The following is an 18,938-nucleotide window of genomic DNA, read 5'->3' as shown; positions in this document are numbered from 1 at the left end:
ATGTCATCCACCATTACAACCAGGTCAGGCTCCACAGCTACAACGAATACCGCACGCCGGCCGATCAGGAAAGGCTGGCGGCCTAGCTCCTATAACTGTGTCCGGAATCAGTTGACCAGATCAGTGTCGAAGGTGCGTAAGGAGGAACCGTCGCTTTCGCCGAACAAAGTGCGTTCCACATGGGTGGCCTTGAGCTTGCGGCGCACGCCGACGGTTTCGCCCTTGTCATCGATGATCCACTGGCCGATGTACAGCGAACCCTTGCTGCGCTCGCTATGGCCCAGCACCACATAGATACCGGCTTCACGTGCCGCCTCGCTGATGCGCCGCGCCTGCGGGCTGTCGAGCACCAGCGAGTTCTGGTGGTAGCGGTACACCAGCGGCATGTTCCAGGCCGGCGCATCCAGCCACAGAAACCACGGATAGCCCGGAATCCAGGTTTCCGGGAAGGCAATCAGACCAGCCCCTTCGGCGGCGGCCTGTTTGATCAGGGCGATGGTTTTATCCACCGTGGCGTCCAGATCCAGAAACACCGGGGCGGCTTGTACACAGGCAACTTTCAGTGGGGTTTGCATCGCGGTCGATTCCAGTGGCGGGTAAGTGACCACAGGCTATGCGCGGATTCAGGGGCGGCATTAGGACCAAAAGGAAGTGCTTATTGACTGGCTGGGAGGTGAGGGCGGGAGTGGTTCCGCAATTGCATCTTTTTCGGCACAACGCTTCGAAATGCAGGTTGAGCGCCATGAATATCTCATTCGATACCCACACCATCGCCGCGCAGGACCGCGCCGAATACTGGCAGGAAGTGGTCTGCAACACCTTTGTGCCGCTGGGGTGCGACTTCCCGGACCGGCAGCATTTTCATGGCCGCCTGCAATCGCACAGCCTCGGCGAACTGGCGCTGGTCGAGGTGCAGGCCGGGCAGCAAACCGTTGTCCGAGACGCCTCGCGGATTGCCCGCAGCGATCAGGAATTCGTGCTGGTCAGCCTAGCCCTCGAAGGCCGCGCGCGAGTGTCGCAAGAAGGCCGCGAGGCGCAGCTGGAGGTCGGCGACTTTGCCATCTACGACACCCGCCGCCCGTATCAACTGCACTTCGATGGTGCATTTCGCCAGACCGTGGTGCAGATCCCGCGTAACAGTTTGCAGCAACGCCTGTGTAACCTGGAGTACCTGACCGCGTTACCGATGTCACGCAACAACCCTCTGGACCGTTTGGTGTTCGACTTTCTTGCCGGCCTGCCCAGCCTGGAAAACCAGGTGGCCGAAACACAACAGGCGCGCCTGGTCGAGCAAGGCCTGGACCTGCTGGCGATGGCCTTGTCCGAGCGGGTCAAGGGCGAAGTGCAAGGCTTTCGAAGCAGCGCCCTGTTGTTGCGCATCAAGGATTTCATTCAGGGGCAACTGGGCGATACCGACCTGTCGCTGGCCAGCGTCAGCAGCCGCTTTGGCATCAGCGCCCGCTACATCAACAGCCTGTTTCAGGAAGAGCAGACCTCGTTTGGCCGCTATTTGCTGGCGTCACGCTTGCAGCGCTGTGCGCGGGATTTACGGGAGCCGCTGTTGGCCACACGGCAGATCAGCGAGATTGCCTATCGCTGGGGGTTCAGCGATATGGCGTATTTCAGCCGGGTGTTTCGCAAGGGCTTTGGCATGACCGCACGCGAATATCGAGTGGCCGGGCACCTCTTTAAAAGCAGCAAAACAGAAGCGTGATCAATGCTGATGGCCAATTCATGGCCATTGAATCTTTATAGTCTTTATTAAAGGTTTACCTTTATTTATTCCAGTGCTGGCACTCTGGTGAAATTTCTGGATACTCTGTACGTAACTGGTTATTCATACAGTATCGAGTCGGGGAATCCATGGACAGAGCACAGCAGCAGTCGTCAGATCGTCAGGAAATGACCGGGATAGAGCGTTTAATGCTCAGGGTCTCGGAAATGATCAATTCTCCCCAGGCACAGCTCAGGCGTTCAGCGGTCATCCACCGGCTGGACACTGACACCGATCAAGCGTGGGAAAGGGTCATGGAACTGCTGCTCGAAACCGATGGACTGGAGATGACCTTCAACGACGACGGTACTGTGCTGCTGACCTGGCATGCGCCGACCGAAGCCGACCGGGTGATCGACGAGAACGACCTGCAAGCGGCCCCCGATGTCGCGCCGTTTTAAAGGACGAGATCGGGTGCGTAGCTTGCCGATGAGGGGCCTGGCCGTTGAACAGCCGCCTTCAGGCCTTGTTCACATTGAGGATCAACAGGACTTTGGCGTGAATCGTGACGTCCTCGATTCTGGCCTGCTGGTCTTTGTGATGCGTGTTGTCGGAGATCAGCCAGAAGTGCTCGGCATCAAGAATCTGCATCCTTTTGATGTACAGCAGGCCGTGCCAGGTGATCACGTAAATCCCCTCGCCAATGAACTCGTTGACGCCGCGATCGACAATCACCGGGTCCTTGTCATTGATCGTGCCCTCCATGCTCTGGCCCCAGCCGGTGATCACTGCCAGGGCCGAGGTAGAGGTGTAGCTGACGCCCTTGCCTTGCAACACGTCTTCACGCACCACCAGGTTGCGGATGGCCTCGTTGTAGTCGGCCGGTACCTGGCCGTGACCCATCGCTGCGCGTATGTCGTATTGCGGGATCAGGATTTCGTCCCTGCGTGGCCGCAGGTTGGAAATGTCGGCGGGCACGGGCGTGCTGTCATGCGGGGCGGTCTCGTCTACGGCGGCAAGAATCTTGTTTCGCGCCTCCTGCGACAGGCCATTACCGATCCTGGCGAGCATCGAGCGCACCTGGTCGACCGAGTGGCTGGCGGTGTCGGCTGCGTGAGGCGCAGGAGCGGCCGGGTCATTGCCCGGCACGCCGCTGCCTTCGGCGAGCCAGACGGGATTGACGCCACAGATCTGTGCGATTTTCACCAGATAGCCGCTGGTTCGTGACAGGCCGCGTTCGATTTCCGACACGGAAGCCTGCTTGATACCGGCGCGCTCGGCGAGCTCCGACTGAGAAAGGTGTGCCTGTTTTCGGGCGTATTTAAGGCGGTCTTTAAGTTCCATAGCGACTCAATTTAATGGCTGGCCTTTGGGCTTGCAAAAAGGTATACCTTTTAAATAGAATAAAGGCATTCCTTTGAAAAGGGTAGTTTGATGATCCGGATTTTTTACTGATCGCTTCGATCAGGTGATTGGCCAGGAACTACGTTGTCGAGCCGCCAGCGGCTTTTCGAACGATACACACAGACAAACAGGTCGCCCCTTCGCCGGGCACCGTACGGGAAGTGGAGAGATCAACATGAGTCATCTCGTTGCGGCATGGCCGCGCAAATATCCGAATGAACGACCAGTGCTGCGGAGCGCCGTATGAAGAAGCGTACTTATTCCGGCAAGCCGATGGGCGATACCGAGTGGCTGCTCGAACAGTGGGGCTGGTGGCGGATGGACGGGGTTGGCCTGCCGCGCTACATCTCGCCTTTATATGCGTTGATTCGCGACAACACGCCCAGCCAGGGTGGCATCAAGGCTTATACGCTGAGCGACGACCTGGCACTGGTGATTGACCAGGCCGTGGCCAGGCTGAGCAAGCGCGACCAGCAGATGGGCGACTTCGTCTGGTTGTACTTCGGCGCTAAATACCCGGCGCTGCGCATTGGTAAAGAAGCAGGGTTAGGTGAAGCCAAGGCCCGCGAGTTGATCAAGGCCGGCGTGGCCTGGATCGATGCCGCGCTGGAGAATCTTCGCGAAGCTGCATAAAAATGCTTTCCACGCGGATAACCACCTGTTTTTATAGCAGCGTGCCCAGGCGATAACGCAACAGGGCGCAGACAAACCCCGGCCATTGAGTCGGGGTTTTTGCTTTACAGGCACTTGATAATGCGCTGAAGATTTTTTGAATAAACGCTTTCCACGCGGATAACCACCTGTTTTTATAGCAGCGTGCCCAGTTGATAACGCAACAGGGCATAGACAAACCCCGGCCATTGAGTCGGGGTTTTTGCTTTAAAGGCACTTGAAAAAATGTCGAAGATTTTTTGAGAAAACGCTTTCCACGCGGATAAACGGTTGTTTTTATAGCAGCATGTCCAGTCGACAATACAGACTGGCACTGCATGAACAACGATTGATACCCCCCCACCTTATTACCCCCAAAAGCCCTGGCCCGATGCCGGGGCTTTTTCATTTTCACAGCGCCCCCGCAGTGGGGTATCGAGATGACCCCTATGCCCGAAAAAGATCCGGTTTTCTGGGCTGCGCTGCTGGCGTGGCTCGCAACTCATCAACCTCAACTCTACGCCGCCGCGATGTCGACGGCGGTGGCGGTGCTGCGCGTCGCTTATGGACGCGGCCCGGCCCGGCAGATGGCCTTCGAGGGCATGCTCTGCGGTTGCCTGACGCTGTGCCTGGTGCCGCTGCTGGACTGGGCGAGCCTGCCGCAGGGCATGGCGACATTCGCAGGCGGCGCGTTGGGGTTTCTGGGCGTCGAGCGTGTTCGGGCCCTGGCCAATCGATGGGCCGAACGCAAGATCAACGCCAGCTGACCATCACCCTGATGGTGCGGCCCACTCACTAAAAGGATGACTTTCAGCCATGCATGAATTGACGACGTTACATGACGCGATCGAGCAGGTGCTGCGTGCCGCGATGCCGCAGCTGGCGCATGTCGAAGCCTTCACGTTGCCCGACCGACAAGTGCCGGTGCCGGCGGCCTTGTTTGCCCTGGCCAACATGCGCTCGACCACCGACAACGGCACCGGCAAGACCGCTATAGAGGCGCGATTCAGGGCGCATCTTCTGGTCGATGCCAGCGGCGAGCGCGCGTCCTTGCAGGCCGCCATTCTGGCCGCGCAACTGAGCGAGTTGCTGGATGCGCAGAACTGGGGGCTTGAGTTCGTCGAAGCGGCCCGCGATGTGTGGGCCTGGCCGGATACCTCGACACCTGCTCTGGACGCCTATACGGTCTGGGCGGTCGATTGGGGGCACACGCTGTACATCGGTCAGTTGGCCGAGTGGACAGATGAGTCGCAGCGGATTCTGTTCAATATCGAGCCTGCCTCAAGCAGCGGCTCGCCCGAGCAATACGACCCGGCCAGCGAGGCTGCGCAAGGAGGAGCATCGTGAGCTTTGCCAGCGCCGAACACGACCGCATGCTGGCCGGCGTACTGATGCCGTGCGCGGTGGTGGCGGTCGATCTGGGCGCCTCACCGCCGGTGTGCCGGGTCAGCAATGGTCAATGGACCAGCACCTGGGTGCGCTGGCACAGCCAGGCCGCCGGCAAGGCGCGGCACTTTCGCGCACCCAGCCTGGGCGAGCAGGGCATGCTGGTCAGCCCGAGCGGTAACCCGGCCCTGGGTACGTTCGTGCCGGGGCTGTACAGCGCCGCAGGGTCTGCGCCGGATAACCGTGATCACGTCGAGGCCTGGGCATTCGACGACGGCGGCTCGCTGGTCTACGACTGGAAGGCCAGGACCTACACCATTGCCGTGCCCAGCGGGCAGGTGCTGGTGCGGGTCGGCTCTTCGCAGCTCTCGATCACCGACAGCACGATCAACCTCACCGGCAAGGTTTCGATCACTGGCGATGTCTCTATCGCCGGACAGGTTGCCATCACCGGCCCGCTGACGGTCAGCGCCGACATCATTGGCGGCGCACGTATCATCGACACCGCCGGCAACACTGCCAATCACAAACACTGAGGTGCCTGATGGATGACGCCAAAGGCCCGATCGATGGCATGGGCAGCCTCATGCTGGCGCAGATCGTTCAGCGCCAGATTACCCAGTCTTACGACGCGCACCGGATGCGTGATTTCTGGCGACGTCTGTTCACTGGCGACAACGACCCGGACGTAATGGCCGAAGGCATGGTCATGGCCCTGAGTGGCGGCCAGTTCGTGCCACACCAGTGGGCCAAGGGCACGGTCATCAATGTCGCCGTGCACGGTGAGGCCACGGCCGAGCAGGTCGCCAATGCGCTTCGAGGCGTGATCGCCTGAGTCTTTTTTCAACCCCGTCCAGCCCGCCATGTGCGGGCTTTTTCATGCCTGGAGGAACCCATGGCGAGCAAGAAAACCCGGGCCGCCTGTGCCTGCAGGAGTGACCGGCGATGATCGGAATGGAGCGCCGCACCGGACAGCCCATTTCTGGCCTGACCCATCTCAAGCAGTCGATCGAAGACATTCTGACCACGCCGCTGGGCAGCCGGCGGATGAGGCCCGAATACGGCAGCCGCATCCGCCGCTTCGTCGACCTGCCGGTCAACGAGGGCTGGAAAAGCGCGGTACAGGCTGAAGTCGCTCGCGCCCTGGGCCGCTGGGAACCGCGCATTGCGCTGGACCGGGTCAAGGTTCTGGCGGTGGTCGAGGGGCGTATCACGCTGCTGCTTTCAGGCCGTTATGCCGGCAATGACCTATCCATGGAGGTAACCGCATGATCGATCTGAGCCAATTACCGGCGCCGGAGGTCCTCGAGGACCTGGATTTTGAAGCTTTGTACCAAGAGGCGCTGGGCAACTTTCGCACCGCCATGGGCGATAACTGGGACGCCGCCCTGGAGTCCGATCCGGTGGTCAAGCTGCTGGAAGAAGGGGCTTACCAGACCCTGATGAGCCGGGCGCGGATCAACGACGCAGCCAAGGCCTTGATGCTGGCCTACGCCTCGGGCAACGATCTGGACCAGATCGGCGCCAATTACGACGTCCAGCGTCTGGTGGTGCAACCGGCAGACAACAGCGTGGTGCCACGCCTGGAGCTGATTCTTGAAGAGGATGACGCTTACCGGGAGCGCATCCAGCTGATCTTCGAAGGGCTGACCACCGCCGGGCCTCGCAACAGCTACATCCTGCACGCCCGCAATGCGTCGGCGCTGGTGGGCGATGCTTCGGCTGAAAGTCCGTCACCGGCCAGCGTGGTGGTGACGGTACAGCACCTCAATGGTGACGGCTCCGTCGATCAGGCACTGCTCGACACCGTGGCCGCGGCACTGAATGACGACCGCGTACGGCCCTTGGGCGACCGGGTGACCGTGCAGGGCGTGCAGGTGATTCCTTATCAGATCAACGCCACGGTTTACATGCAGGGCAGCGGGCCTGAGAACGAAACCATTCTGGCCACTGCCCGGCAGAACCTCTTGGCCTCGATCAACCCACGGCGCCGCCTGGGGATTACGGTGGCGCGCTCCGGTATCGATGCGCTGCTGCACATCGACGGGGTGGCCTGGGTCGAGCTGACCGGCTGGACCGACATCAAGCCCACCGCTGCCCAGGCGGCGTATTGCACCCGGGTGACGATCGGCAAGGGCGTGGTGTAGCCATGGCCGACTTGCTCCCCCTCAACAGCACACCGCTTGAACGGGCCGTGGCAGCGGGTTTTCGGCATGACCTCGATAACCCGCTGCGCACGCTCTACAACCCCGACACTTGCCCGGTACAGATGTTGCCGATGCTGGCCTGGGCCTGGTCGGTGGACCGCTGGGACGATGAATGGCCCGAGGCGACCAAGCGCGCCGCGTGCCGCAATGCCTATTACGTGCATCGGCGCAAAGGCACCATCGCGGCGATTCGTACCGTGGTGGAGCCCTTTGGTTATCTGCTCAAGGTGGTCGAATGGTTCCAGCTCGATCCCATGGGTAAACCGGGCACGTTCGCCCTGCAGATCGGCGTTCAGGACACCGGCATCACCGAGCGCATGTACGGCGAACTGACCTGGCTGATCGACGATGCCCGGCCGGTTTCCAGGCACATGATCGGCCTGGATATCAGCCTGCAGACCACCGGAACCCTGCACTTCGGGGGCCGCACCCTGGACGGTGAAATCCTCGAAATCTATCCGCCGGAACCTCGTGACATCGAGGTCACCGGCAGCATCGGCCGTAACGGCCGGGAAACTTCAATCGACTATTTGGACGTGTACTGATGGCCGACCAGACCTCGCAGTATTACGCCATCCTCACTAACGTGGGGGCGGCCAAGCAGGCCAATGCCGATGCACTCGGCGTGGCGTGGAAAATCACTCATATGGGCATCGGCGATGCCAACGGCACCGAGCCGTTGCCCAGCCCGACACAAACCCGCCTGATCAACGAGAAACGCCGCGCGCCGCTTAACGCGCTGTCGGTGGACCCCGGCAACGCGGCGGTGATCGTCGCCGAGCAGATTCTGCCGGCCGAAATAGGCGGCTTCTGGATTCGTGAACTGGGGCTGTACGACAGCGACGGCGCGCTGGTGGCAATCGCCAACTGCCCGCCCTCGTTCAAACCGCTGCTGGCTCAAGGGTCGGGACGGACACAGACGGTACGGATCAACCTGGTGGTCAGCAACTCGGCCACCGTCGAGCTGAAGATCGACCCCACCGTGGTCATGGCCTCACGGGCCTATGTCGATCAGACCGTGGCCGCCGAGATCAACAAGCTCGACCACAAGAAATCGGTCCGCGTCGCGACCACGGCAAACATCATCCTCAGTGGTCTGCAAGCCATCGACGGCGTTACCGTGGTGGCCGGCGACCGGGTCCTGGTCAAAGACCAGTCCACCGCCAGTCAGAACGGCCTGTACACCGCCGCGACCGGCTCCTGGCCGCGTACCGCTGACGCCGACAGCAATGTGGATGTGACGCCGATGCTGGAAGTCGGCGTCGAGGCCGGGACCACGAACGCCGACACGTTCTGGTTTCTGAGCACCAATGCGCCTATCACGGTGGGCGCCACAGCGCTGGCCTTTCAGCAGTGGTACACCGCGATCAAGGTAGACGCCTTGCTGGCAACCAAGGCACCGCTGGCATCGCCGGCGCTGACGGGAACACCGACTGCGCCGACGGCAGCTGTCGGGACCAACAGTACGCAGATTGCTACGATGGCTGCGCTACTACAGGGCATGGCATCGTTCGGCCTTAGCAGTAAGGCAGCGACTGTCAGTGATCTGGATGCGCTGCGTGGCACCTGCTTTTTCGGGTTCAATAACACCGCTGTCGGCGCTGCGCCTGGTGCAAGTTACGACGCGATTGGATGGCAGGTCGAAGCCTTTGGCCAGCGGACACAGTTTGCTGTGTTGGCGGTGGGAACGATCTGGATGCGTACTGACGACAGCATGGATTATTCCGGGTTTTCGGAGTGGTTCAGTCTGGCCCTGACTGACTCGCCGACATTGACCGGGGTACCTCGAGCACCTACGGCGATAGCGGGCAGCAACAGCACACAACTGGCCACAACTGCTTTTGTCCAGGCGGCTTTATCTGCGCTGGTAGGCTCGGCGCCAGAGGCGCTGAATCAGTTGAACGAACTGGCGGCGGCGCTGGGTAACGATGCCAACTTTTCGACCTCGGTCATCAACATGCTGGCGGCAAAGGCACCTTTGCTCTCTCCGACCCTGACAGGTAATCCTAAGGCCCCGACGCCAGAAATTGACGATAACGACACCTCGATTGCGACAACCGCATTTGTGCAGGCTGTACTGGCATCGCTCGGGATCGGCCCGAGTCTGGTCAACAGTAATACGTTGGCCACCGGAACCGACCTGAATACGGTGCTGACCTATGGGGTGTATGCGCAGCCGTTGGTGGCCAATGCCACGTTGGCGTTGAACTACCCGAAAGCCACCGCTGGAACGCTGACGGTCAAGCGTGGCAGTGGCACCTTCGTCAACCAGCAGTACCAGGAATACAACACCGGGCAAGTCTGGACGCGCTCGATCCACAACGGCGTCGCGTCGTCGTGGCTGCAGTCGGCCAGTGTCGATTCGCCCGTGTTCAGCGGTGACCCGAAAGCACCGACGCCGGCGATCACCGATAACGACACCTCGATTGCGACCACCGCATTTGTGCAGGCCTTGCTGGCATCGCTGGGTATCGCGCCGGGCTCGACCAACAGCAACACACTGGCGGCCGGGACCGACCTGAATACAGTGCTGACCTATGGGGTGTATGCACAGCCGTTGGTGGCCAATGCCACATTGCTGTTGAACTACCCGAAAGCCACCGCCGGGACGCTGACGGTCAAGCGCGGCAGTGGCACCTTCGTCAACCAGCAGTATCACGAATACAACACCGGGCAGGTCTGGACACGCTCTATCCACAACGGCGCAGCGTCGCCCTGGGTGCAGTCGGCCAGTGTCGAGTCGCCTGCCCTTAGTGGTACGCCAACCGCGCCGACGGCAGCGGTTGGAACCGATAGCTCGCAACTTGCGACCATGGCGGCGCTGCTGCAGGGCATGGCTGCATTCGGTGTCGGGGCTCAGGTCGCGCCATTGATCAGTGATCTCGACACCCTTGCAAAGGGCGGCTTGTACAGGGCGAACAGCGATGCAGCCAACCTGCCGTTTCCCTCAAGCAGTGCGGTTTTGCACCTGACCTACAGCAATGCGGCTGCTGTGCAGATCGTCGGTGTTTTTAGTTCGACCGCCAATGCACGATTGTTCTGGCGTGGCAGTTCCAGCAGTGTCTGGAGTAGCTGGCGTGAAGTCGGCAAGCTCGACTCACCTGCGCTGACTGGCACGCCAACGGCACCGACAGCTGACGTGGGGACCAACACCTCGCAACTGGCCACGACCGCGCATGTAAGAGCAACGCTGGCGTCGATCGGCCTGGGGGCTACGGGTGAAGTCACGGTATTGGCCAACCTTGACGCCACGACAACCGAGTCGGGCTTCTACAAGAGCAATTCGACGGCTACAACCGGTACCTTTCCCGTCGGTGTATCGAGCTTTGCGCACATTCTTGTTGAGCGCTATAACGCTGGGGCACTCAAGCAGACCTTTACTCCTGTGGGTAATGTCACCGGGGCTGGTACGGTCTGGACACGCGTGTGTACGACTTCAACGGGATGGTCGGACTGGCAATGCTCGGCGAATCTCAATTCACCTGCATTGACCGGCACCCCGACTGCGCCGACGGCGGTAACGGGCACTAGCAATACACAACTGGCTACCACAGCATTTGTGCAGGCGGCTGTAGCGGCTCTGGTGGGGTCTGCGCCCTCGACACTGAATCAGCTCAGTGAACTGGCAGCAGCACTGGGTAACGATGCGAATTTCTCGACAACCATCCTGAGCCAGTTGTCCGGCAAGGCACCTTTGGTTTCACCGGCACTGAACGGCACACCGACCGCACCGACCGCAGCGGTAGGTACCAGCACGACACAGCTGGCCACAACCGCCTTTGTACAGACGCTATTGTCGAGTGTCGGGCTGGGCAATAAAGCACCGAATGTGGCTGACTTGAATGTGCTGCGCGGTGCCTGCTTTTTTGGCTTCTCGGCAACGGCCGCCGGAGCGGTTCCAGGAACCGGTTATGACGCTATTGGCTGGCAAGTCGAAGCAGCCGGACAGCGTACGCAGTTTGCTGTATCGGTTCATGGCACGCTGTGGTTTCGAACCGATGACAGTAACGATTACTCAGGTTTCACAGAGTGGGCCAGCCTGGCCTTGAGCGATTCACCGACGTTCACCGGTGTGCCCAAAGCGCCAACACCGGCCGTTGGTGACAGTGGTACTGCGATTGCGACCACCTCATTTGTACAGCAGGCCCTTGCGGCTTTTGGAATGGGGACGTCAACAGCACCACTCGTTTCCGATTGTGATTCGCTCACAACCAGTGGCTTTTATTTCACCTCGACCACCAGCACCGCCAATACACCCTTGGCTCTAAATGGCTTTCTGCTACACACACCGTGGAACGGAACCTCGGCGATGCTGCAGATCTATGCCACTGCTTCCGCAGACCGGTTTTTCTGGCGAACCAAGTCGAGCGGTACGTGGCGTGCCTGGAAAGAGTCTGCAAATCTGGACTCGCCTGCGTTCTCAGGCGTTCCCAGCGCACCCACCGCCGCCGTTGGGACCAACAGCACGCAGCTCGCGACGATGGCTGCGCTGCAGCAAGGCCTGGCCGCCAATGGCCTCGGCGTCATCGGTAATACGGTCACGGTGACCAATGTCGATGACTACACCCAGCCAACAGGGCTGTGGCGGACAATCGGTGGTACCACGCCAACGACAGGCACGTTCCCGGCGGGAATCAGTGCTTACGGGACTCTCTTCATTGAGCGCTACAGCACCACGGGTGTGAAACAGACCTTCAGCCCCAACGCGAATGCTGCTGGCGCAGGTACAACCTGGGAGCGTTTCTATACCAGCACGGGATGGCTGGAGTGGGTTGAGGTCATCAAGCGCACATCGAAGCTCGATGCATCGATGATCGATGCCGGCATGCTGCCGCCGGCACGCCTGGAGCACATTACGGGGGGCAGTGACTGGATACGTTTGAACGGTGATCCCAACAGCTCGGAGGTGGGCGGTTCCATTCGGATCGGATCATCGGGCACACCCTACATCACGCTCAACGGTACGACGATTCTGGCTTGGGGTTCGTCCGGTGAATTGCTGACGGGCTCCGTGCCCTGGTCGAAGATCACCGGCGGGCCTTCAGAAGCCGGGATGGTTTCGATGTTCGCGATGGCTTCTGCTCCGAACGGGTACCTGAAAGCAAACGGTGCCGCAGTGTCGCGAACTACCTACTCCGTGCTCTTTGCTGCCATTGGTACAACCTACGGCACCGGCAATGGTTCTACGACGTTCAACCTGCCCGATCTGCGTGCCGAGTTCATTCGAGGCCTGGACGATGGTCGCAATATTGATACAGGACGGGTAATCGGTAGCGCACAGGGTTCGCAAAACGCTGAGCATAACCACGTTGCATCCTCTTCCAGCTCAGGTGCGCATACACACACCGTGAACGTTAAGGGGGACCGTGCTTCTGGCGAGGGTAATCAGGTCTACGGGGATGAGGATTTTTATAAGGATCCCCTGAACCTTCCGACAACTTCGGCTGGCGCTCATACACACACCATATCCGTCAGCCCGTCTGGCGGCCCAGAAGCCCGTCCCCGCAACATCGCGCTGCTCGCCTGTATCCGCTACCTGTAAGGAACCCCTATGTCTGACATCCAAACCCCCGATACCCCAAGCGTCGCTGACGCTCAGGGCGACTGGTGGACGCTGCCCGGTGCTGAGCCTGCGCCGGCGGTGTGCACTTACGATCCACTCACCCGTGAGTTCTTCACGCTGATCCACGCGGACCCCAGTCCGCTGGAGCCCGGCGTCTGGCTCGTTCCGGCCAGCGCCGCGATCATCGCGCCGCCCGAGCGAGTGGAGGGCTTTGCGCCGGTACTCAGCGCTGATGGCACTACCTGGAATCAGGTGCAAGACCTGCGTGGGCAACAGGCTTACAGCAAGGCGACGGCGCAGCCGGTCGAGGTGACAGACCTCGGCCCGCTGGCTGATGGCTTAACGCTCTTGGTGCCCGTCACGCCCATCGATACCTGGCAGGCCGATGGCTGGGCGCCGGAGCCTGAGGCGTTCAAGGCGCATAACGCGCAGCGCAAGGCCTGGCTGGCCGGCTACGCGTCGCAGCAGATCGGCACGTTGCAACGTGCGGTCGAGCTCGACATGGCCACCGAGGCTGAGCAACAGGCGCTTGATGACTGGAAGCGCTATTCGATCCTGCTCAACCGCGTCGACACCGGCGCGGCCGGGCTTGCCGCCGATGCCTGGCCGCTCGCTCCCGACGCTGCCGGCGCGGCGGCGTGGCTGGCTGCACAGGGTTTTGACGCTTCGTACTGACCCTTGGGCCGGATAACGGCCCCTACACATGTTTCACCCACCCGACCCCGCCTAGTGCGGGTTTTTTCATTTATGGAGTTACCTCTATGAGCTTTTTTCACGGCGTTACCGTCACGGAAGTCGATAACGGTGCCCGCACCCTGTCGCTGCCGTCCTCTTCGATCATCGGCCTGGTCGACCTTTACACCCCGGCTGCGCAGCTCGGGGCCCAACCCAATGTACCGACCCTGATCACCAGTAACCGCGAAGCGGCGGCGGCGTTCGGCGCCGATGCGCCGATCACCCGGGCGCTGGCGGCGATCTTCAGTCAGGCCGGCGCGGTGGTGGTGGCTGTCGGTGTGGCCGTGGCCGATACCGACGAGGCGCAAACCTCGGCCATCATCGGCGGCACCCTGCCCGATGGTCAGCGCACCGGCTTGCAGGCGTTGCTGGACGGTAAAAGCCGTTTCAACGCCCAGCCGCGCTTGCTGATCGCCCCCAAGCATTCCGCGACCCAGGCGGTGGCCACCGCGATGCTGAGCCTAGCCAAGCGCCTGCGTGCGATTGCCATCATCGACGGTCCCAACAGCACCGACGAAGAAGCCCTGGCCTATGCCGCCAGCTTCGGCGACCGCCGCGCCTACATGGTCGACCCGGGCGTGCGCTACTGGGACACCAACCAGAACGCGACCCGCGACGCCGCAGCTTCGGCCTGGACCGCCGGCATGTTCGCGCAGACCGACGCCGCTTACGGCTTCTGGGCTTCGCCATCGAACAAGGAAATCACCGGCATCACCGGCACTACCCGGCCGATCGAGTTCCTGGACGGTGACGAAACCTGCCGCGCCAACCTGCTCAACAACGCCAACATCGCCACGATCATCCGTGACGACGGTTACCGCCTGTGGGGCAACCGCACCCTGTCCAGCGATGCGAAGTGGCAGTTCGTCACCCGCGTGCGGACCCTGGACATGGTCATGGACGCGATTCTCTACGGCCATAAATGGGCCGTGGACCGCGGCATCACCAAGACCTACGTCAAGGACGTGACCGAGGGCCTGCAGAACTTCATGCGTGACCTCAAGAGCCAGGGTGCCCTGATCAACTTTGAAGTGTATGCCGACACCGAGATGACCACGGCCAGTGAACTGGCGCAGGGCAAGGTGTACTGGCGCATTCGCTTCACCGACGTGCCGCCGGCTGAAAACCCCAATTTCCTCGTCGAGATCACCGACGACTACCTCACCGAAGTGCTCGACGCCGCTTAAGGAGCGACCCCCATGACCCCAGAAATTCTGTTCAACACCAACCTGATCATCGACGGCGTGTCGATGGCCGGCGATGTCCCGCAACTGACCCTGCCGAAAATCTCGGTCAAGGCCGAGGCCTACCGTGCAGGCGGCATGGACGCCGAGATCGACGTCGACATGGGCCTGCAAAAGCTCGAGTCGTCCTTCAGCACCAACGGCATGCGCCGCGAGGCACTGAAGTTCGTCGGCCTGGCTGACCAGACCGCGTTCAACGGCTCGTTCCGTGGCGCGTTCAAGGACCAGAAAGGCGGCTGGAAAGGCGTGGTTGCGACCCTGCGTGGCATGGCCCGCGAGGTCGACAACGGCGACTGGAAACCGGGCGAAAAGGCCGAAATCAAGTTCGCCCTGAGCGTGAGCTACTACAAGCTGGAAATCGACGACCGCCTGATCTACGAGATCGATCCGGTCAACGGCGTGCGGGTGATCGACGGTGTCGACCAGCTGTCGCGGATGCGCACCATCCTGGGCATTTGAGGAAAGCCACATGACTGAGAAAAAAAGCCCTGACTGGCTGCAACTGGCGCCTGATCAGGCGCTGATCACCCTGAGTGTGCCCACGCCCATCAACGGTATGCAGGTCGACAGCCTGAGCATGGCGTCGCCGACCATTCGCCAGGACCGTGCCGCCCTGGCGCAGGCCAACGACAGCGAGTCGCGCTATGAGCTATTGCTGTTCGCCAGCCTGTGCCAGACCGGCGAGGCGGACCTGGGCCAACTGGAGGTGCGCGATTATCGCCGCCTTCAGGCGGCTTATGTGCGCCTGACCGAAGACACCCGCGAAGCCAATCCTGCGTGGCTCGATGTGGCGTTGGCGCGCACAGTGATCGACCTCAGCGCACCGCTCAGCGTGGGTGGCGTTGCCGTCAACACGCTGACCATGCGCTCGCCGACCATCGAGTTGAGCCGCACCCTCGAAGAGCGGGCCGGGGACGACAGCGTGCGGCTGGAGGCGTTGATGTTTGCCGCCCTTTGCGACGCTGACGAGAAAGATCTGGAGGGGCTGACGCTGCGCGATTATCGCCGCTTGCGTGCCGCCTATTTTCGCCTGGTCGACGAAGACGGGATTTGACACGCCCGGCTTCCAGAAGTCGCTGGCCAAGCGCCTGGCCAAAGAGCTGGGTTTCTCGGCCGGCGAGATTCAGGGCATGTCATTCGCCGATATGGTCTGGTGGCTCAGTGATTGAGCCACCCGGCTGTACGGGCGTTAAGGAGGGACGATGGCCAATAGCGGATTTCCGGATACGAATGTGATCGACGATGTCGCCGGTGCCATTGTCGACATGGCGCTCGGCGAGGTGCAGAGCCGGGTCGACACGTTGAAAAAAAGAAGTGAAGAAGCCCAGGCCCTGCAACGCGTCATCGGTCAGACGATGCGCTTGCGGACCGAGTCGAACAAGGCCAGTGCCACCCATGCGCTGAACGCCCGCGAGGTGCGCACGCAACTGGACGCCAACCTTGGCACCCTGCGTGAGCAGGGTGTCGCGGTCGACAGGCTTGAGCAGCATTACCGTTTGTTGGGCAATACCGCGCGCAGAAGCGCGCAGCAAAGCCTGGGCCTGCAGCAGATCCAGACCGGCTGGAAAGCACTACAGGCCAGCTCCTCGCAGGTCTCCGGCGCCATTGGCATGGCCAAGGTGCCGGTCAAGGCCAGCGCCGATTATCAGGCCCTGATTCGCGGCATCGCGATTCAGGCCGGCGTGGCCAATGAGCCTGAAGAAAGCGAACTGGGGCGCCAGGTCATTACCATTTCCCGTGATACGGGCATGGCACGCAACGATGTGGCCGGTGTGCTCAACCAACTGGTTGCGGCAGGCATGGACCTTAAACAGGCCCTGCAATACACGCCGGTGGCGTCAAAATTTGTGGTCGGGCAGGGCGCCGCTGCGGATGACACCGCGAAAATCGTCAGCGCCCTGCGGGACCAGGCCGGGATAACCGAGCCTCAGGATATGCAGAAAGCCCTGGAGTCGATTGCCTACCAGACTCAGGCCGGGCATTTCGAAACCGGCGACATGGCCAAGTGGCTTGCCGAACTGTTGCCGTTGCTGAGCCAGCAAGGCACCACGGGGCTGGCGGCGGTCAATCAGATCGGCGCGATGTTGCAGGTGCAGACCCGATCGACCGGCAATGCCGACGCCGCCGGTGCAGAACTCAAGACATGGGTGTCCGGCATCGGTGCGACGGACACGGTCAGCGCCTACAAGGCGGTCGGCATCGATTACCGCACCGAACTGGCGACACAGCAACAGCAAGGCTTTTCGCCGCTGGAATCCAGCGTTGCACTGGCTCGCCAGTACATCGAGAAAAGCAGCCCGGAAACAGCCCGGCAGATGGCCGAAGGCAGCGCAAGGATCAGCCAGCAGGCCGACCCCGAGAAAGCCCGGCAGATGCTCAGGACACTGGAGCAGGCGCTGCTGACCGGTAACGCCTTTGCCGACGTGCAGGTCAAGGTGGCGCTGGCCGGTGCCGCGCAGAACGAGCAGCTTTACCAGCAATACAAGAACGGCGGTGCGAACGCCAGCGGGCTGCTTGACCAGAACCTGGGGGAGCGGCGTGAAACCTCGTCGCAGAAATGGAAAGAAGCCGGCGATGCCACCGATGACGCCATGCGCAGTATCGGTGACAGCCTGCGCCCGGTCACCGATGTGGTGGCCGATACGGTCCGGCAGGTCGCGATCAGCGTCGGCGCGCTGGCAGAACAGTCGCCCAGGGTTGTGCAGGGCCTGGCCGGTGTGGCGGTGGCGGCACTGGCGGTGTTCAAGGGCATTGCCGCTTACCGGCTCGGGCAAGGATTGCTCAATTTCGCCAAAGGTACGCTGGGGGGCAAAAGCAAGGCGCAATCGGAACCCGAGCCCGGCCCGCCCGGCAAAGACACTGAAAAGCCTGCCCGGCGCGGCAAGGGCCATGACAATGAAATCCCGGCCGCCCGCCAACCGGTCCAGAGCCCTGTGGACACAGCGCGCCCGCAGCCGGTCAGTCCTGCTGGCAGGTTTGTCACGCGCTTCTCGGGGCTGGGTTTTTCGGGCAATGGCGCAGGGCTGCAAAGCGGTTCAGCCCCGCGCCCGACAACGAGCAGTCCTGGCTGGCGGGAGGCGGGCGGCAAGCTGCTGGCGGCCGCCGGCACGGTGTTTTTAACCGAAAAGGTTGTCAGCCGGAATACGCGCCGTGAAGAGGTAAAAGCCGTCGCGGAAAAAGAAGCCGAGACACAGGCCGTTGATACAACGGATATCAGCGTCAAACCGGTCGCGCTCCCGGCTGCACTACCATCCCCTGATGAAGTGAGCGCCCAGAGCAGCAGCCCCTTGGTGGTTGTGGATAGGCTTGAAGGTGCCCTGACGTCTTTGCACAGTCTGCGCGACACCTCGCCATCGGCCGAAAAAAGCGGCATCGACCTGTTCGATGTGGGCTTCAAGAGCCTTGCCGTCACCCGCGAGGTGCTTGAGAAAAACACCGCGCAAGGTGGCGACAACCCGGTAAGCCTGGGCTCGGTGGCGCTGGATGTGCTGGAGGGTGGCCTTAAGGTCGCAGGTTCTGTTCGTGGCGAGCCCAAGGACGGTGAGCAAGACACGTTCAACCCCATCGACATCGGGCAAAAAGGCATCGCTGCCGCCCGCGAAGTCATGGAAAACAGGGCTCAGGCGGGCGGTGGCGGCAAGGGCTCACTGGCCCTGGATCTGGTTGAAGGCGGTTTGAGGTTTGCCGGCAAACTGCGCGGCGAGCCCAAAGAAGGCGAAGAGGGCGGCTTCGATCTGGTCGGCACCAGCCTCAAGGTCGTCGATTCCCTGCGCGAATCGATCAGCAGCACGAGCACGGATAACCGCCAGGCCGACGCCGCGACGTCTGACGACAGCCCGGTGGATAACGGCAGTGCGGATGCCGTTCAGGGTCAAAGCGCCGCCAGTGATGCCGCCAGTCATACCTCTGGCGAAACCGCGAGCGGCGTGCAACGGGTGTTCGTGGTCAACCTTGACGGCCTCAAGGGCGGCGGCGCTGCAAGCTCATCCTCGGATGCATCCGATAGCACTCAAGGCCCTGACAATCAGCGCGTG

17 protein-coding genes and 2 pseudogenes are annotated in these 18,938 nt (G+C 61.5%); 17 read left to right on the top strand and 2 right to left on the bottom strand.

All coding sequences use genetic code 11. The features are described from left to right. Positions 1 to 122: 122 nt before the first annotated feature. Positions 123 to 575: pseudogene (locus ACYP2A_RS31520) on the bottom strand (nitrilase); the annotation flags it as partial. A gap of 167 nt (positions 576 to 742) precedes the next feature. Between ACYP2A_RS31520 and ACYP2A_RS31515 the strand changes: the two are divergent. After that, positions 743 to 1,714 (top strand): AraC-like ligand-binding domain-containing protein, encoded by a 972-nt coding sequence (locus ACYP2A_RS31515; protein WP_459749820.1) that lies wholly within the window; start codon positions 743 to 745, stop codon positions 1,712 to 1,714. 149 nt (positions 1,715 to 1,863) lie between these two features. Beyond that, entirely contained in the window at positions 1,864 to 2,175 is a 312-nt protein-coding gene (locus tag ACYP2A_RS31510) for a DUF1654 domain-containing protein (protein WP_459749819.1), read from the top strand. A 58-nt stretch (positions 2,176 to 2,233) separates the two neighbouring features. On the opposite strand, the gene ACYP2A_RS31505 is transcribed toward ACYP2A_RS31510, so the two are convergent. Beyond that, positions 2,234 to 3,058, bottom strand: a complete 825-nt coding sequence (locus ACYP2A_RS31505; RefSeq protein ID WP_459749818.1) for an XRE family transcriptional regulator — start codon at positions 3,056 to 3,058, stop codon at positions 2,234 to 2,236. Between the two features lie 303 nt (positions 3,059 to 3,361). On the opposite strand from ACYP2A_RS31505, the gene ACYP2A_RS31500 reads away from it, so the two are divergent. The 15 genes and pseudogenes from ACYP2A_RS31500 to ACYP2A_RS31430 form a co-directional block, all read left to right on the top strand. Further along, positions 3,362 to 3,751 carry an antiterminator Q family protein gene (locus ACYP2A_RS31500; protein ID WP_459749817.1) on the top strand — a complete coding sequence of 130 codons (390 nt, stop codon included), beginning with the start codon at positions 3,362 to 3,364 and terminating at the stop codon, positions 3,749 to 3,751. Between the two features lie 458 nt (positions 3,752 to 4,209). Further along, positions 4,210 to 4,536: a phage holin, lambda family gene (locus tag ACYP2A_RS31495; protein WP_459749816.1), complete on the top strand. Its 327-nt coding sequence runs from the start codon at positions 4,210 to 4,212 to the stop codon at positions 4,534 to 4,536. Positions 4,537 to 4,585: 49 nt separating this feature from the next. After that, a complete protein-coding gene (locus ACYP2A_RS31490) occupies positions 4,586 to 5,116 on the top strand; it encodes a hypothetical protein (protein ID WP_459749815.1) in 531 nt (176 codons plus the stop codon). Then, entirely contained in the window at positions 5,113 to 5,691 is a 579-nt protein-coding gene (locus ACYP2A_RS31485; protein WP_459749814.1) for a phage baseplate assembly protein V, read from the top strand. Before ACYP2A_RS31490 ends, ACYP2A_RS31485 begins: the two co-directional genes overlap by 4 nt. Before the next feature lie 8 nt (positions 5,692 to 5,699). Beyond that, the gene (locus ACYP2A_RS31480; protein WP_459749813.1) at positions 5,700 to 5,990 is read left to right on the top strand and encodes a hypothetical protein; all 291 of its coding nucleotides are present in this window, start codon (positions 5,700 to 5,702) and stop codon (positions 5,988 to 5,990) included. Positions 5,991 to 6,100: 110 nt separating this feature from the next. Further along, entirely contained in the window at positions 6,101 to 6,427 is a 327-nt protein-coding gene (locus tag ACYP2A_RS31475; protein ID WP_459749812.1) for a GPW/gp25 family protein, read from the top strand. Next, entirely contained in the window at positions 6,424 to 7,302 is an 879-nt protein-coding gene (locus ACYP2A_RS31470; protein WP_459749811.1) for a baseplate assembly protein, read from the top strand. The genes ACYP2A_RS31475 and ACYP2A_RS31470 overlap by 4 nt, the downstream gene beginning before the upstream one ends. Positions 7,303 to 7,304: 2 nt before the next feature. Continuing rightward, complete coding sequence (locus ACYP2A_RS31465) at positions 7,305 to 7,907, top strand: phage tail protein I (protein WP_459749810.1); 603 nt, start codon at positions 7,305 to 7,307, stop codon at positions 7,905 to 7,907. Then, positions 7,907 to 8,998: pseudogene (locus ACYP2A_RS31460) on the top strand (phage tail protein); the annotation flags it as partial. The gene ACYP2A_RS31465 and the pseudogene ACYP2A_RS31460, both read left to right, overlap by 1 nt. A 60-nt stretch (positions 8,999 to 9,058) precedes the next feature. Beyond that, a complete protein-coding gene (locus ACYP2A_RS31455) occupies positions 9,059 to 12,904 on the top strand; it encodes a tail fiber protein (RefSeq protein WP_459749856.1) in 3,846 nt (1,281 codons plus the stop codon). 9 nt (positions 12,905 to 12,913) lie between these two features. Beyond that, entirely contained in the window at positions 12,914 to 13,600 is a 687-nt protein-coding gene (locus ACYP2A_RS31450; protein WP_459749809.1) for a tail fiber assembly protein, read from the top strand. Positions 13,601 to 13,686: 86 nt separating this feature from the next. Continuing rightward, positions 13,687 to 14,847 (top strand): phage tail sheath subtilisin-like domain-containing protein, encoded by a 1,161-nt coding sequence (locus tag ACYP2A_RS31445; RefSeq protein WP_459749808.1) that lies wholly within the window; start codon positions 13,687 to 13,689, stop codon positions 14,845 to 14,847. Positions 14,848 to 14,859: 12 nt separating this feature from the next. Further along, complete coding sequence (locus ACYP2A_RS31440; RefSeq protein WP_459749807.1) at positions 14,860 to 15,363, top strand: phage major tail tube protein; 504 nt, start codon at positions 14,860 to 14,862, stop codon at positions 15,361 to 15,363. Between the two features lie 10 nt (positions 15,364 to 15,373). Next, positions 15,374 to 15,958 (top strand): phage tail assembly protein, encoded by a 585-nt coding sequence (locus ACYP2A_RS31435; RefSeq protein WP_459749806.1) that lies wholly within the window; start codon positions 15,374 to 15,376, stop codon positions 15,956 to 15,958. A gap of 148 nt (positions 15,959 to 16,106) precedes the next feature. Next, on the top strand, positions 16,107 to 18,938 hold a 2,832-nt coding region (locus tag ACYP2A_RS31430), incomplete at its 3' end, for a phage tail tape measure protein (RefSeq protein WP_459749805.1).

The organism is Pseudomonas sp. 3A(2025), from assembly GCF_054589175.1.
The sequence above is the reverse complement of the archived record's forward strand: the minus strand, read 5'-3'. Positions and strand labels throughout refer to the sequence as shown.